This is a genomic window from Rodentibacter caecimuris, from assembly GCF_010587025.1.
GTDB lineage: Bacteria > Pseudomonadota > Gammaproteobacteria > Enterobacterales > Pasteurellaceae > Rodentibacter > Rodentibacter caecimuris.
In genome coordinates, this window is record NZ_CP040863.1 from 718985 (window position 1) to 735304 (window position 16320).

12 protein-coding genes are annotated in these 16320 nt (G+C 37.3%); 9 read left to right on the forward strand and 3 right to left on the reverse strand.

Features of this window, described 5'->3' with window-relative positions; all coding sequences use genetic code 11:
* Positions 1-10 precede the first annotated feature (10 nt).
* The 9 genes from tssH to FEE42_RS03590 all read left to right on the forward strand — a co-directional run bounded on the left by tssH (position 11) and on the right by FEE42_RS03590 (position 11044).
* Positions 11-2608, forward strand: coding sequence for a type VI secretion system ATPase TssH (tssH, locus tag FEE42_RS03560; RefSeq protein ID WP_059365512.1), 2598 nt, complete (start codon positions 11-13; stop codon positions 2606-2608).
* A 113-nt stretch (positions 2609-2721) separates the two neighbouring features.
* Entirely contained in the window at positions 2722-4101 is a 1380-nt protein-coding gene (locus tag FEE42_RS12650) for a DUF4123 domain-containing protein (protein ID WP_059365515.1), read from the forward strand.
* On the forward strand, positions 4098-5555 hold the full coding sequence (locus FEE42_RS12785; protein WP_237184466.1) for a toxin VasX: 1458 nt from the start codon (positions 4098-4100) through the stop codon (positions 5553-5555). The genes FEE42_RS12650 and FEE42_RS12785 overlap by 4 nt, the downstream gene beginning before the upstream one ends.
* A 48-nt stretch (positions 5556-5603) precedes the next feature.
* The gene (locus FEE42_RS12790; RefSeq protein ID WP_237184467.1) at positions 5604-6983 is read left to right on the forward strand and encodes a hypothetical protein; all 1380 of its coding nucleotides are present in this window, start codon (positions 5604-5606) and stop codon (positions 6981-6983) included.
* A gap of 1 nt (position 6984) precedes the next feature.
* A complete protein-coding gene (locus FEE42_RS03575; protein WP_164027736.1) occupies positions 6985-7989 on the forward strand; it encodes a hypothetical protein in 1005 nt (334 codons plus the stop codon).
* A gap of 56 nt (positions 7990-8045) precedes the next feature.
* Complete coding sequence (locus FEE42_RS03580; protein ID WP_164027737.1) at positions 8046-9056, forward strand: hypothetical protein; 1011 nt, start codon at positions 8046-8048, stop codon at positions 9054-9056.
* A gap of 56 nt (positions 9057-9112) precedes the next feature.
* Complete coding sequence (locus FEE42_RS03585; RefSeq protein WP_237184469.1) at positions 9113-9886, forward strand: hypothetical protein; 774 nt, start codon at positions 9113-9115, stop codon at positions 9884-9886.
* A gap of 129 nt (positions 9887-10015) precedes the next feature.
* A complete protein-coding gene (locus tag FEE42_RS12795) occupies positions 10016-10162 on the forward strand; it encodes a hypothetical protein (RefSeq protein ID WP_237184470.1) in 147 nt (48 codons plus the stop codon).
* Between the two features lie 366 nt (positions 10163-10528).
* Positions 10529-11044: an Hcp family type VI secretion system effector gene (locus FEE42_RS03590; RefSeq protein ID WP_059365521.1), complete on the forward strand. Its 516-nt coding sequence runs from the start codon at positions 10529-10531 to the stop codon at positions 11042-11044.
* Between the two features lie 135 nt (positions 11045-11179).
* On the opposite strand, the gene FEE42_RS13055 is transcribed toward FEE42_RS03590, so the two are convergent.
* From FEE42_RS13055 to tssA, 3 genes are all read right to left on the reverse strand, one after another.
* Positions 11180-12361 (reverse strand): type VI secretion IcmF C-terminal domain-containing protein, encoded by a 1182-nt coding sequence (locus tag FEE42_RS13055; RefSeq protein ID WP_237184496.1) that lies wholly within the window; start codon positions 12359-12361, stop codon positions 11180-11182.
* 102 nt (positions 12362-12463) lie between these two features.
* Positions 12464-14866: a type VI secretion system membrane subunit TssM gene (gene tssM, locus FEE42_RS03595; RefSeq protein ID WP_237184471.1), complete on the reverse strand. Its 2403-nt coding sequence runs from the start codon at positions 14864-14866 to the stop codon at positions 12464-12466.
* The gene (gene tssA / locus FEE42_RS03600; RefSeq protein ID WP_059365527.1) at positions 14863-16320 is read right to left on the reverse strand and encodes a type VI secretion system protein TssA; all 1458 of its coding nucleotides are present in this window, start codon (positions 16318-16320) and stop codon (positions 14863-14865) included. Before tssA ends, tssM begins: the two co-directional genes overlap by 4 nt.

The following is a 16320-nucleotide window of genomic DNA, read 5'->3' on the forward strand; positions in this document are numbered from 1 at the left end:
GGCCTACATAATGATAAAAATTAACTTGAGCGCAACATTAGGCGCATTAAACGATGTCTCTAAATTAATGTTAGAAGAATCTGCTGCGTATGCGATTAGTTGTGGCGAATCGGAAATTCTCCCCGCACACTTGTTACTTAAATCATTAGAAAATCCCTTCTCAGATGTACGTTTTATTTTAAATAAACTTGAAATTTCTCATGAAGAATTGACCGCACTTTTATTGCGAGGCAATCAACATTCCAACAGTAATATTGATTCAGTACCCAGTTTTTCCCCTTTATTAATTGAAGCATTACAAGAGGCTTGGTTGCTTGGTTCACTTGAGTTTGAACAATCACAAATTCGCAGCGCAACCATTTTCTTAGCGCTTATCTTAAATGCCTCCCGCTATTTACCAACTTCCGTTGCGAGCTTCTTAAATCAAATTAATAAAGAAACCTTACGACAATCCTTACTTAACTTAGCAAAAGGTTCCGCAGAATCTCAAACCACACCAGAAAATACCTCCACCCCCACCGCAAAACATACCGATCAATCCGATTTAGCCCGCTTCGCTGAAAACTTAACGGCGAAAGCACTAGCCGGAAATATTGATCCCGTGCTGGCGCGTGATCAAGAAATTGATTTGATGATTGATATTCTTTCACGCAGAAGAAAAAATAACCCTATTGTTGTGGGTGATGCGGGAGTAGGTAAAAGCGCACTCATTGAGGGATTGGCATTACGTATCGTAAACAAACAGGTTCCGCCTCATTTACAAAATGTCGAGCTTTGGAGCCTTGATCTTGCCGCATTACAATCAGGCGCGTCTATTAAAGGTGAATTTGAAAAACGCTTAAAAGCCGTCATTGATTTTGTTAAAAATAGTGCAACACCGATTGTTCTCTTCATTGATGAAGCCCATACGCTTATCGGTGCCGGAGGCAATGAAGGCGGAAGTGATGCTGCCAACCTATTAAAACCTGCTCTGGCTCGTGGTGAACTTCGCACTATTGCTGCGACGACTTGGACTGAATATAAAAAATATGTGGAACGCGATCCGGCACTTTCCCGCCGTTTCCAATTAGTGAAAGTCGATGAACCCTCTATTGAGGAAAGCATTGTTATTTTACGAGGTCTGAAACCGCTTTATGAAAAAACGCACGGCGTTTACATCACAGGTGAAGCGCTTGAAACCGTCACTAAATTATCCGCACGTTATATTGCCGCAAAAAAATTGCCGGATAAAGCCATTGATATTTTAGATACCGCCTGCGCGCGTGTTTCAACAGCAAAAAACACACCGCCGAAACGTTTGAGTTATTTAGATAATAAGATCCATGAAATTAATGTGGCGATTGACGAGTTTGATCGTGATTATCAGCTTGGTGAAACCGTTGATAGTAGCGTGAAAACAAAATTAGAAAAGCAACTTGCAGAATTAGCGGAAGAAAAGACCGCACTTTCTACGCGTTTTGAAACACAAAAAGTGCTTGTTGATGAAATCTTAGCATTGCGTGAAAAACTTTCTGATTCTGAAGCCGACTATACAGAAGAAGAACGTCAGCAATGGATCAATCAATTACAAGAGAAAAAAGCCGAATACGAAGCCATTAAACCGGAAGAATGCCTCATTCACGCCGAAGTGGGTAGTAAGCAAATTACTGCCGTGATTGCCGATTTAACCGGTATTCCGGTCAATAACATGACAGGTGATGAATTAACCAAGCTGACCGAATTACCTGAAATTCTAAACGATAACATTAAAGGTCAATCCCAAGCCATTGAACAAATTCACAAAAACCTACTTACCGCGATGGCTGATCTACGCCGAGCCGGTACGCCGTTAGGGGCCTTATTACTGGTCGGCCCAAGTGGCGTAGGTAAAACCGAAACCGCTATTCAAATAGCCGAACATATCTTTGGCGGCAAACAATTCCTCACTGCCATTAATATGTCGGAATACCAAGAAAAACACACGGTTTCCCGTTTAATCGGTTCACCGCCGGGTTATGTAGGCTATGGCGAGGGCGGTTTACTTACGGAAGCCATTCGTCAAAAACCATACTCTATCGTCTTGTTAGATGAAGTGGAAAAAGCCCATCCGGACGTCTTGAATTTATTCTATCAAGCGTTCGATAAAGGGGAACTTGCCGATGGTGAAGGGCGGTTAATTGATTGTAAAAACATTCTCTTTATGCTTACTTCAAACTGTGGCTTTGACGCAGCAAATGATCGTTTTGCGGTGAAAAGTGATGAAGAGCTTCGTCGCTCACTGCTCTCTTTCTTTAAACCGGCATTACTTGCCCGTATGCAAATTGTGCAATATCACTATTTAACTACGGATGTCATGAAACGCATTGTGAAAGCTAAACTTGCCAAATTAGAGAAGTTAGTTTCCGAACGCTATAAAGCGACATTCACCATTGCAGAAAACATTCTTGAGCATATCGAAAAACAATGTGAGGCGGATGCAAACGGTGCCCGCTTGGTTGATGCGATTCTTGAAGGGCAACTCTTACCACCGCTTTCATTGGCATTACTTCAACGTATTGCCGGCGGAGAGAAAATGTCGACTATTACCCTTAACTTTGAAGACGGTGAATATCAGGTTCATATAGAATAATCAAGATTATTCATCATAAAACCTCTCACATTTTGACCGCACTTTAACATTGCTTTTTATGCGTATTACTTTAAAGTGCGGTTATTTTTTACTACGTTTGGTTGGAGCTATTTATGGAAAAATCTCTCTGGCTTGCCACCGCTTATGTACAAGCGGCTCATCAGTTAGACCAATTTGTTGCGCTAGCCGCATTTGTTCAAACCCGCGAAGAATTTGAACAACGCGCACAAGCGCACTTTTCTCAGATACCTGCATATTTCCGTTTTCAGTTAGCGCCGATTCCGGCTAATTTGTTTTTTCAACGCCATGGGCGAACAGGCTTGTTATACCACGCCTCCACCCTTAGCGAAGAAGAAATACGGGTCATCCCTTTAACCGATGAACCGTCACAGCCGGCTATGGAAGAAAATATTGACTATCTGCATTGTCATGTGATTGATAATATTCAGCCTCTTGATATGCAGCTTGACCGTGTCCCTGCCCTTTTTGCGCCGGAAGCGGTCGGATTGCTGTTATGGCCGGATTTTCCGACTCCACCCAATCTGCTGGATTTTCAAAATCGAGATAACCCCGTCCAATTCAATTTCCCTAAACCGCAAATTGACAAGACAGTTTTACAGCGCCATCTTGCGCAATATCGCGATGATACGCACGCTCCGACACTAAAAGTCTATTTTGTCTTAGATGCCAACAAAATGCCGTTCTTCCAATCATTAAGGCTGAAAGCGAAAATGAAAAGCCTGTTCCAAGGCAAGTTCGGTGAGGATACGGCAAAGGTTGCGCCTTATCTGGTTGAAGTGATTCGTGATGAAGAGCATATTCACAGCGGTGAAATGATGGGGCTGTTTAGCCTAAAATCCGCCTTACATGAATTTAACTGGGAAGATAATCTCGGGATTTTTATTCATTCCTATGCGGATTTTGATACGGTGTATCAACATTTACGTAAATTCCCGATGTTACAGGACGAACGGGGCAAATGGCATTTTTTCCGCTTTTACGACCCGAAAGTCTTACGGAATTATCTCCATATCATTGCCAAACGGCCGGCAAAATTGCATAAGTTTTTTGGCTACGATAACAATATTATCTACGCTTTTGGCTCGGGATTTGAAAACAGCTTTCACTACTACACCCTAAAAGCCTTGCCTGAAGATACGCTCCCAGCGGCAGTCGTGATGACGGATTGGGAGATGGCAGGCTTTAAACATCAAAAATGGATAGAAATCAGAAAAAACCTGAATGAAACCATTCATCCTTATTTTCCACAGTTATCCTCAGAAGAGATAGATAAAGCGCTCAATTACACAAAGCAAAAAGGTTATACGGAAAATGAAATGTTATGCTATCGTTACACCGTTTGCTATTTGACCGCACAAGTAAACAATTTACCTTTTGACGAGATAGCGCTACAAATAAAGCAACAGGTTAGCAATGATAATACGTTATTTATTTCAATGCTTTGGAATAGAATCGAGAAGGAAATTTCATGATGAATAAAATGCCGCCTCATACACCGACAAATCTAAAACCTAAAGAATCGACGGGAATCGTTGCACCATGTCAAGCCGATTACTATCTTTATCCCGCCAGATTGGCACTTACTCAAGCGGCATTGTCTAAAATAGCAAATAGCGGAGAATATAGTTCTCCGCCTGCTTCGCTGCCTTCATCAGCCGAAAAAAGCGATTATGAACTACGTCGCTTACGAAGCGGATTTATTTATATCTTAGCGGCGAATATCAGTGGTTGCGGCAGCGCACAAAGAATTACCGCCAAGGCTTCCTCCGGGTTGGCTTGGTATATTTACCATTATCATTCGCCAACTACCGCGTTGAAATTGAACATTGGTATAAACTCGTTGGATTATTGTTTTACACAATACTATTGTGAAAATGAAGATATTTATCAAACTTGGGAAAGTGCCAAAGGAAAATCACAACCCCATATTGCGCTAAGTCAATTAATTTCTGACATTGAGATTATGTATTCCGATTTTGAGCTGCCTCTTGCTTTTTTAGATAAGCTCGCCACCGATCCCCGTTTACGTCAAAGTTGGATGAAAAAGGTCAATATTAAAGAACCCGACCAAGCGACAGGCAGCGCCCCTTTTAGTCAATTAAATACCTTAGTTAAAGATCTGGATTTAAGTGCGCCTGAGTTAAATCAAAACGCAGAAAATTATCAATGCTTTGCCCCTATCGGAAAAATTCAGTTAGAACTGGAGCAGCTTAAATATTCAGAAAGAGGGATTATTGTCGGGTTAGCGGATATTATTAGCAACGCCCGTGATTTTGTATCATATATTCAATATTTGGAAAATCAGCGAAATGAAAAGCTGACGAAATACGAATATGCAATTAGCACAGCCACCGTGATTGATAATTATGTCAAAAACAAAGCGACAGAATATCAACGGCTTATGCAACGCTATGCAAATCCTTACACCTCATTTGAGGAGTGTTACCAAACCGTATTAAGGCCTTATGTGGACAGCGCACATCTGGATCATAAAGAAAATGACATCATCCAAGCCCTTAAACAAGAGTTTAATTTACCCGATATCCCCGGCTACAATATTATTCATAAAGTAGCCAATCTCCCCCATTTTTTTGAAAAGAAATTTGAGAATATAGCCAAAGCCCATCTCAGCTTAATTGAAAAAAATGCGAATAAATTGGAAGAGTTTTTAGCCGCTTATGAAAGCAATAAAGCACATCAAAATGCGCAAGATATACTGAATGGATTTTGCCTTTACGGACATGGTTTGTTATGGGGATTGAACGCAACAAGTTTCGGCCTACAAACAATGATTCAAGCCTTTAACCCGAATAATGCGGTATTGAGTGAAAACCTGAAATCCCAAGTACAGCCTTTTGCCAATCGTTTAAATACCGCACTCTCAACCGTATTAAATGGTTTATCGGCGATTGCCGCACTACAATAGATCCGCGGATTAAATGTTTATGCCTATGATAAAATTGTCACCACGGTTGTGGCGGAAATTATCACCGGAGAAGTTTATCAAACGGGCAAAAAGCGCCAATATCCACGTTCACAAAGAGTAAATAACATTACGAATGTCTATCGTAAATTCGGTTTTTCAATGAAAGAATACGAAATAAAAGAGCTGAGAAGTGCTTTACAGGGAAATATACAAATCCTCAATCCAAGCAAAGCACCGATTAAAAATAAATCGGTAACGCTATTTAGCTCAACCAGATTAGAGATTCATGACGAAAGTTACCACCAATTTCAACAATCCGCCGGAAAATTAAACGGCGCCGTAAAATTATTAACTTTTTTAAGTTTTATCGGCTATTGGGTAAATATTGAAACCTACACAGTACAAGGTAAATTAGCCAATGATTCAACCTACGCGCTGATACTGGGGGTTGCCGCCTATATGGCACCGGAGGGGAATTTAGCGCTGGAATATCGACAACTTGACCGGCTCAACATTTCATTACAAGCCATCAATAAAGCAACCGGAGAGGCGTTCACCAGTCGTTGGGCAGCAATGCGGGCAGGCTTAATGGATGCCAGTCTTGCGCTAACAGGCATTGCCGTGATGTTTGAAGTCTTTTTAGCCCAAGAAGCGGCTTATAAAGGCGACGATATCGATTTCTGGGGGGCGGTTTCTCGAGGAACAGGCGGCAGTATGATAGGATTATCGCCAACCTTTATTGCCACCGGTGTAACGGCAATTGCAGAGGGGCATGTAATAAGCGGCAACATACTTCAATTATTGGGTCGTGTATTCCCTTATATCGGTTCCGTATTAGTATTAATCGGTATGGTTATGCGATTATTTAAGTCGGAAGATATTGAATTGTGGATTAAGCATGGTTTTTGGGGGAATAGTCTTCATTATTGGGGGGAAGGTGTTGGGGCTTATGATTGGACAAAAAGAAGAGTAAACAATAAAATTTTTAAATCCCAATTTGATGATAGTACAAATCCAAATTCAAATATAAAGACTTATTATAATATTGAATTTCAGCGTTTATCCTCACTATTAGATAAACCTAAACTTGAATATATTGGAAAATATCGTATTCAAGTAAGACATCCAAACATCAACTCCAATATTGCAAAAAATATTAAAGTTAAATTTTCTAATGTTTATGATGCAGGTACGGGACAATATTTGTTAATAACTCAACCAACAATTATTTATGAAAAAGAAGGAATTGCGATTCTTCATTATCCTAAAGACAAGTGGGTTATTAATGATAACAACTATGAGCGCATTATAAATGTATATGAATTACAAATTATAAGACTTTCCGTATCAATACCACGTTACGAAAATTCGTCTCAATCTATAACATCAGAACCAGCAAGTTTCAATTTACATAAAATAGGAAATTAATGTGAATAAAAAAAATATATTTCATGACCTAGGATATTCAATCCGAAAAACAAACAAAGACGAAATTGAAATCAAACTTTCTTTTCTTGATGGTTTTATACGAGGTTTATTTCGATTTACAATCATAGGAATTATTATTGCAATCATTATTTCAGATATAAGCCATTATAAATACCCATTGTCAGGCATTTATAATTCGATAAAAACAGATTGCATCTGGGGATTTAACTATGACATTGAATTAAATAGTATGTATAAAGAATATTTTCATACTGTAAATAAACCGGACTATATGTTCCCTAACGATCCGATCTTAAGTTATGATGAATATAAAGAAATTTATAAATTAGATATATTTATAGCAAAAGTTTATTTTTTCTTCCAAGTGTTGATACTTTTATTATTTATTTTTTTATTCTTCTACCCTCACCACCGAACCCTACGACTAAACCGAAAGTATCGGGTTCTTTACAGCCAAAATATTGTCGGTACCGCTGTGGTTCCCGTACCGGAGAAAGGCGATCCCCTTTCCGGAATTTTATATAATCGCTTTAGCATTTATCCCTTTGGAAGAGAGCAACATTTTTCATTATCTGTCACGTTAAAACTTTTTGAGGGAAAAGCCCGAGACGGTTTCTTCTTAGGTATTTACCCGATGCCCAATGCGGAGCATAACGAGCATATTGTGCGTGCAATGCGGGAATTTTTTACGCAAGACAATCCGGAATTTTTACAGCATATCGGTAGATGTTACCGCACACCTTGGTGCCGACCATTAATCGCATTTTGCAACAGCCTCAGCCCGATTTATTTTCCTTTCTTTCATCGCAAAAAAGCAGAAAAAGCCATTGGTGAATATCAAACTGAATGGAACAAACTCAGCCCGAAACAGCAACAAGCCCGTTATCACGCCGTTCAAAAACGCCAACAAGAAATCAATGACACCCTTAAACAACAGGGATTTTATAACGAAGTAGATCACTGTTGGACTTGGCGTGATGATTAAAAACAGGGCTAAATTTGACCGCACTTTATTTAGTTAATCAGTAAATAAGTTACACTATGGATAAAAAACAAATTTACCACGATTTAGGATATTCAATTAGAAAAACCAACAATGATGAAATTGAGATTAAACTTTCTTTTCTTAATGGTTTTCTGAGAGGTTTCTTTCGAATCATCATTATTGGAATTTTTATTATCATAAGCATTACCGATCTTACTTATAATAAACCACCTTTATCTAGATTATATAATTCAATTAAAAAAGATATTGAGTGGGTAGTTAATCCAGATAAGATAATTCTTCCATTATATGAAGAATACCTTCTCTATATGAATGATAAACATTTTCGAGAAAAATATCCAAGTGAAAAATTGAGAAATTATGAAGAATATAAACAAATTTACATAGATAAAGGTCGCTGGAAAGAAATAAGGGCATATTTCCATTTTATTTGGATAACCTTTATTATTTTACTGTTCTTTTACCCTCACCACCGAACCCTACGACTAAACCGAAAATATCGGGTGTTTTACAGCCAAAATATTGTCGGTACCGCTGTGGTTCCCGTACCGGAGAAAGGCGATCCCCTTTCCGGCATTTTATATAATCGCTTTAGCATTTATCCCTTTGGAAGAGAGCAACATTTTTCATTATCTGTCACGTTAAAACTTTTTGAGGGAAAAGCCCGAGACGGTTTCTTCTTAGGTATTTACCCGATGCCCAATGCGGAGCATAACGAGCATATTGTGCGTGCAATTCGGGAATTTTTTACGCAAGACAATCCGGAATTTTTACAGCATATCGGTAGATGTTACCGCACACCTTGGTGCCGACCATTAATCGCATTTTGCAACAGCCTCAGCCCGATTTATTTTCCTTTCTTTCATCGCAAAAAAGCAGAAAAAGCCATTGGTGAATATCAAACTGAATGGAACAAACTCAGCCCGAAACAGCAACAAGCCCGTTATCACGCCGTTCAAAAACGCCAACAAGAAATCAATGACACCCTTAAACAACAGGGATTTTATAACGAAGTGGATCACTGTTGGACTTGGCGTGATGATTAAAAACAGGGCTAAATTTGACCGCACTTTATTTAGTTAATCAGTAAATAAATTACACTATGGATAAAAAACAAATTTATTACGATCTAGGATATTCAATTAGAAAAACCAGCAACGATGAAATTGAAATCAGACATTCTTTTTTAAGCGGTTTCTATCGCGGTGTTTTCAGATTTTTTATCATTAGTTTCTTTATAATTGCTGCTTTTTCCGATGCTCGGATAGGAGAGGCTCCGCTATCCAGTATATATCAGCCTATTATGTTAGATATCAAATGGGGGTTTTATCCAGAAGAGGAACTACAAGAGAAATACAATAATCATCTTAAGGTTTACGAGGATAAAGAATTTATTAAATTATTTAAGATAACAGATAAACCTGATACTTATGAAGAACACAAATCAAGATACTCTTGGTCTATTTTTGAAACTAGAATGTGGTTAGGGGTTAAATTTATTGTCTTTTTATTTGTATTGTTCTTATTTATTTATCCAACCCCAAGAACATTACGCCTAAACCGAAAACATCGGGTGATCTATCTTCAAAATTGGAAAGGGCATTCTATTGTACCGGTGCCGGATAAAGGCGATCCGCTTTCAGGTATCTTATACGATCGCTTTAGTATTTATATGTTTGGCGGAAAAGGCGATTATTCACTGTTTTTCAAATTGGATTTAGATGAGGGAGAAGCCACTGATGGAGGTCTTCTAGGTTGCTATCCTTCACCCAATAAAAATCACAATATGCATTTAATCAAAGCGATGAGAGCCTATTTTACAGAAGAAAATCCCGAATTTATGCAATATATTCATTCTTGCTATCGCATTCCTTGAGTTAATCCGTTAATCGCATTTTGTAATAGTTTTGCCTTTATTCGCTTCCCCGTTTTCAAACGAAAAAAAGCAGAGCAAGCTATTCTCACCTTTAAACAAGAATGGGATAAGCTTTCTTATAAACAAAAAATGCAGAAATTCGCCCGTGTTATTCAACGCCAAAAAGAACTGAACGAACGATTACTAGCCCAAGGATTACATAATGAAGTGAATAATGATTGGGATGAGAAAGAAACCTCTCCGGCATTGAAAAACACAAATAGCATTTATCCATAAACGTCTGAAAATTTGACCGCACTTTATTTAATTAATCTTAACGAGGAAAGCCCTGAATTTATGTAATATATTCATCTTAGTGTCGTATTCCTTGGTTTAATCCTTTTCGCATTTTGTATATTCGTTTCCCTGTTTTCAGAGAAAAAAGCAGAACAAGCCGTTTTGCCTTGAAACAGGAGTGGAACAAGCTTTCCTATAAACAAAAAAACATATTTTTCACCCTTTAATTAATAAACATGAAATATAAAAAAAACTTCTCTCGTTTTAATGAAATTTAATGTTAAATGCTATTTAATTTGATATAGTTATATCCGTCTATTTATAGACAAACAACTATTTAATCTTTAACATCATTAGGAGAATTTTATGCCTACTCCAGCATTTATTTCTATCGAAGGTAGCAATCAAGGAAAAATTACAGCAGGTGCATTTACTGAAGATTCTGTCGGTAATGTTTATGTTGAAGGTCATGAAGATGAGATCATGGCACAAGCAATTAGCCATATCGTAACCGTTCCAACTGACCCTCAATCTGGTCAGCCATCAGGTCAACGCGTTCACAAAGCATTCAAATTTACTTGCTCTTTAAACAAAGCAGTACCTTTAATGTATAACGCATTAGCTTCCGGTGAAATGTTACCAAAAGTTGAAGTTACTTGGTTCCGCACTTCTATTGATGGTCGTCAAGAAGAATTTTTCTCAACCGTATTAGAAGATGCAGTGATTGTTGATATGAATTTAGTGATGCCAAATGCACAAGATCCAAGCAACGCACCATATACTCAATTATTAGAAGTTAGTATGAGTTATCGTAAAATTAACTGGGATCATACTATTGCAGGTACATCAGGCTCTGACGACTGGCGCAGACCACAAGTTTAATTTTATAAACTTTGTAAAAAAGCTAAATAGGGCACTGTTTAGCTTTTTTATTTTCAGACAAATCTTTAGGTTATTTTTCTATTAAAAAAGGGAAATATTATCTATTTCCCTTTTAGATGTCATAAGCTAATTTGGCTAATTACTTTCAGGTAATTCAACTTCATCCTCAAAAATTTCCATTGGTTCAATGAGATCTTTGGTATCTTTTTCCGTATCAAGTAGTTTAGATGGTAATCTGAAACCACTTAACATACCGCCAAAGAAAGGATTTGATCCATTTTCTACCGTCAATCGATAATTAATCGCTCCACCATTTAACTTAAATGAAAGATCCACAGATTGTCCGTTTGCTTTTTTGGCAGCCTGATCCAATACTCTAAATAATGACCATTCACCGGTACGACGCAGGGTTGATGTTTCTCCCATTGAAGTTACAAGAGTCAAACTCGTTTCTACATCTTGACGTGTCGTATTCGGCCAAATTAAACGACTTGCCGATGGAATCTCATGGCTATACTTCAATAACTGTCCATCAATATTAAAGGTCGATGCTGTAAATTTTCCAGAAAGTCCTAAAGGTTTTAGGCTGAAAGAAATACTGACGTTACCGGAAGCATCAAAATAATTTCTTTGAATATTTTGTAAATCCTGAAGTGCGGTCAAAAATTCTGAAGAAATTACACTTTCTCCATTAACTATTGAAAGCTCGGCATTATCTTCTAAGAAGAATTTCAAATAGCTATCATAAAAACGTTGTACCCGTCCGTTTGGCCCAAAAAACTCACGGAAATCATCAAGTGAAACACTTTGCGTTGCTTTGCGATTTAATGGATAACGGTTTGTTATCCTGTTTTGATAAAAACTATATACGTTACGATTCCATAATGTATTAATCTCGCTCAAAGCTGTTTTTAGTTCAAGTGTCCAAGCCTCATCCGCAACCTTATTCAGTTGAACGGAAAGTGGCTCTGCCATCTCATTTGCCAAGCGTTTTAAATCAACTGTTGGATTAGTGCGTTCCAAGTTAAGCTCGGACATAATGGCTTTTAATGCCGTTTGAGATGGCTCCGGCGATTTCTGAATCGTTTGCATATAAAACTTCAATTCAGACAATTTTTTCATCACTGCATCCATGTGCGGTTGATCGGCATTAGATGCTACTTTTACTTCATTAATTAAAGGGGCAAAATGATGGCCAATTTGTAATGATGCCATCTGATTTGCAGTTGCTACATTTGCATTATTATTACTATTTTCGGCATTAATTCCCGATAAACTTGGATAAATATCGCTATTTTTATCAAGCAAATTAATCATTTTTTGCAATGGTTTTTCATTACTTGTTAATGCCTCTAATACATCAACGGCATGACGTAAATCAACAAAATGAATGATTTCTAAGTTATTTAACGCTTCCTGCTACGTTTGAATATAATCAGCGATATAACGTTCACGAATTTGCTCTGATAAATTAGCAAGATCTTCTTTTGAATAATTTGTAGTTTGCTGCTTACCCAGAACCCAAGCATCAATTGCGGCGAGTTGCAATAAATCTTGTGCTTTTGGATCATAAAAATCTTTATATGCCCAATCGGTAAATAACGGGCTAATCAGCGTACCATACCAACTGATATTTTTATCCTTAAAGAAAGTCTTAGGATCTTCCGGTGTTAAATCCGTTTTAAAGATCGTTGTAAAACTCTGACCGATTTCAGCTTTCAAATCCGTTGCAGGTTGCAATTCTGTATTTGCTAGAATTTTAAAGTTTTGGTAAACACGATCGGCCAATGGCAATTTGCTATATTCTTGCTGTTTATCTGCAATTTTTTTATCAAACATAGTTAAATCGGGATCAACGTGCTTCATTGCATAACTAAAATGTGCCATGAGCTGACGCTGAATATCAGGATTTTTAGGATAATTTTTTTGTAAATATTTTGTCATCCACTGTTCCGGAATCTTCACTTTTCGGTTTGCCATATCATCAATCATACGATAAACACGTAACAGCTCTAATCCTTCGTTGCTATCTTCCGGTAAGGCATCCATTTGCTCAATTAATCCCATAGCAATCTCAGGTAAAAAACGTTCAGAAAGAAATTTCTTGTAAGCTTCACTTACCTTTTCACCGACTTTCTTACCTTGGTATAAACCAAAATCCTCAATCACCGGTAAAGCCTCTTCGTAATTTCCGTAACCATAGGTCGCTTGACGCAATATATTTAATGGTTTTAATAGGTTACGTCCGGTCGGATCCATGGATTGGCTAATATTCATTTGGCGAAATTCTTCGGTCAGCTTTAAGATTTTCACTGAAGTCGTTTTATTTTGATAAAAGTAATTATGCCAGGTTGCTAAAATGCAAATTCCGCATACGGCAACAGCAACGGCACCAAATATAAATTTACGCTTATTGCGACGAATTTCTTTTTTATTATCACTAACAAGTCCGGCTTCGGGATAAATGATATTTTGGAAAAAATTATATGTAAAATAAGCTCTCTGAGTACGCTCAGGCTGATAACTTGGTATAACATGAGGTAAATCAAACTGCTTAGAAATCGCAGCTTGATAGAAATCCATCGGAATCCCCTCTTGGAAAATAGAAGAAAAGTAAACGCCTCGAACATAAGGGGTAGTAGTAAAACGATCGCTCTCTAAGATATCGCTAATAAACTGAAGCAAAATATCTTTCATTCCACCTAATTGACGCGCATACATATAAAGAGATTCACGATCTTCTTGTGAAATCGTGGCGGCTAATTTATCAAAGATGACCTCTTCCACTTCTTTTACAAATGCAGCATAACTCTCTGCGAACTCTTTCGTCCAGTTATCAATTTGTTCATCAGTATTCAAGGTAAAAGAGAAACCTAAATTTTTATGGCGCTCCGATTGCTTTAAGTCACGATAAAATGTTTCAAAACCTTCAATAAGATCCACTTTATTTAAAACAACATACACCGGTACACGCGCACCAAATTGTTCCGTAACCTCACGAATTCGATTGCGTAATATCACAGCTAATGCCTGTCTGTCACTGTGATTTGATGCAATTAATTTAGGAAGATCTACAACTAAAATGATACCGTTAATAGGCCTTTGCGGACGAACATCACTAACCCAATCAAGTAAATGTTTCCACAATCCTTTTGCAATTTTTCCATCCTGATCACGCTCAGTCCCCAGCTGTTGAATCATCCCTCCTTCAGGATCAAATAAAATCGCATCATCACTTGCCCACCAGTCAATTTGATATAAAGAATTCTCACGCATATAGCGTTTAGAAGTTCTTTCTAAGGCTGTTAGTGTAAATTTTTGGTTAGAGCGGTTAATAAAACTTGTTTTTCCCGCCTTATGCGAGCCAAGCACCATATACCAAGGAAGTTGGTATATGTAATCTTTATTAGATAAATGATTCTTTAGTGATTCAGACATTAACTCAAGACTATCATCTTGCTCTTTAATATACGGGAGAATAACGTCTTTTTCTTCTTGTTGTTTTTCTAATTCATTCTTTTCTTTGTTTAAACGAAGATTTCTTAATTGAAGTTTTAAAATCGCAATAATAGCTAAAGTTAGCAAAACAATTACTGTTGCAATAATTCGACTTCCCATCCCAACTTGTTTAGCAAGTTTATAATCCCAACCTTCCTCATTTGAAAGACCAGAGAAACTCCAAGAACTTCCATAAGTCCAAATCCCAATAAAGATGAGGATAAGGCCTAATGCAAATAACACAGGAAGTGAATTTTTAAGATGTGAAAAAATAGGGCGTGTAAACTGACGAAAAATCCCTAATAATCGGTTCAAGTAATTCATTCATTATCCCTTAATAATTGATCTTTTAATTTTTCCAGTTGAGTAAAGAAGGAGCTATCCCACTCTTCAACAGTATATTTTCTACAAATATTATTTAGTTCTGAGAGCTCATTAAGTGCAATAGAAACCATCCCCTCTTTTAAAAAGAAACGTATTTTTTCAATTTGTAAATAATGCTTTGCACGAATATCCTTCACAGATTTCAGTTGCTCATCAATTTTTTTGAGTACAGCAACAAAACCTTCAGATAAATAAAGTTCATCAAAACCATTATCCGGCTGATTTTGTATCACATCTTGAGATGTTGAATTGGCACTATCCTCTTCAAAAAGCCAATCAGAAACAGAGTGGCTTAAAAAAAAGTCGCCATTTTGAAACTTAGCCAAATGAAATGCAGGAAATTTTTCAACAAACTGCTTTGTTACACTTCTGATAGACTTAGCTACATCTTGAAACTTTAATGCCTCACAACATTTTGCCGATAAATAGCTACCCTCAATCCAATATGGGCTTGTTGTTAGCGTTTTTTCAATTCGCTCAAGTAATTCAATACTTGGAGATGAAACCACTTTATCCCGATAATCACTGACCTTATCAATCGGAACAGACTGCATTGCAGTAATGCCTTGTTCATTCATCTCCGGTAATTGCGTAATATTATGCCATAATCCAAAACGACGGCTGACATAGCCCAATATTGATGAAGGTTGCAATTTACAACTTGTATCGGCTACTTGTAAATAGAACTGCTTTAACTGTCTAGAATTTGTCAGTTGAAACTCATTTATATCCGGAATATTTAACGAAGTTGTTTCAGAAACCGTCTTTGATGTACGAACCGGCTCGACTGATAATGCATTACTGTTTTGGCTTACTTCATTCTCTTTATTAACTAAAATATTCTCAACAGAATCTGACCGCTCTTTTACAAAACTTTGTAACCGAACTAAAATCGATTCCGCATTAGGGATATATTCTCTTAATTGGTCTAAAAGTGCTTCTGTGAGCAGATTAATCGTCTCACTCTCTTTAGCGGTAAATTTTACCTCAAGGTTATTTGATATTGCATTTTCAAAACGTTCAAGAATCAGTGAGATTGACTTTACTTTAAAGCGATTAATCGTATGATCTGCTGAAGGTTTAGGATAAGCGTTAAAAAGAAATTTCTTATTAAATTCTGAAAATAACGACAGAAACTCAATCAAATTAGACTTAAATTCTTTGTAGAGTAAAGCATATCCTAAATATTGTAATACCTTATAATCTTTGCAATTTTCAACCAAATATTGATGAGAATTTGAAATAAGCCCGTTCCAGTCGATCGTGTCATGTTGTAAAGAACCAAACTTCATGACTTGATCATCAATAGCAAAGAAGAGCTGGCTTCCCTCATCCGGAATACCAACCGGAAAATACTCCCCGGCAATATCATCCAAAATATTTTGATATTTCAT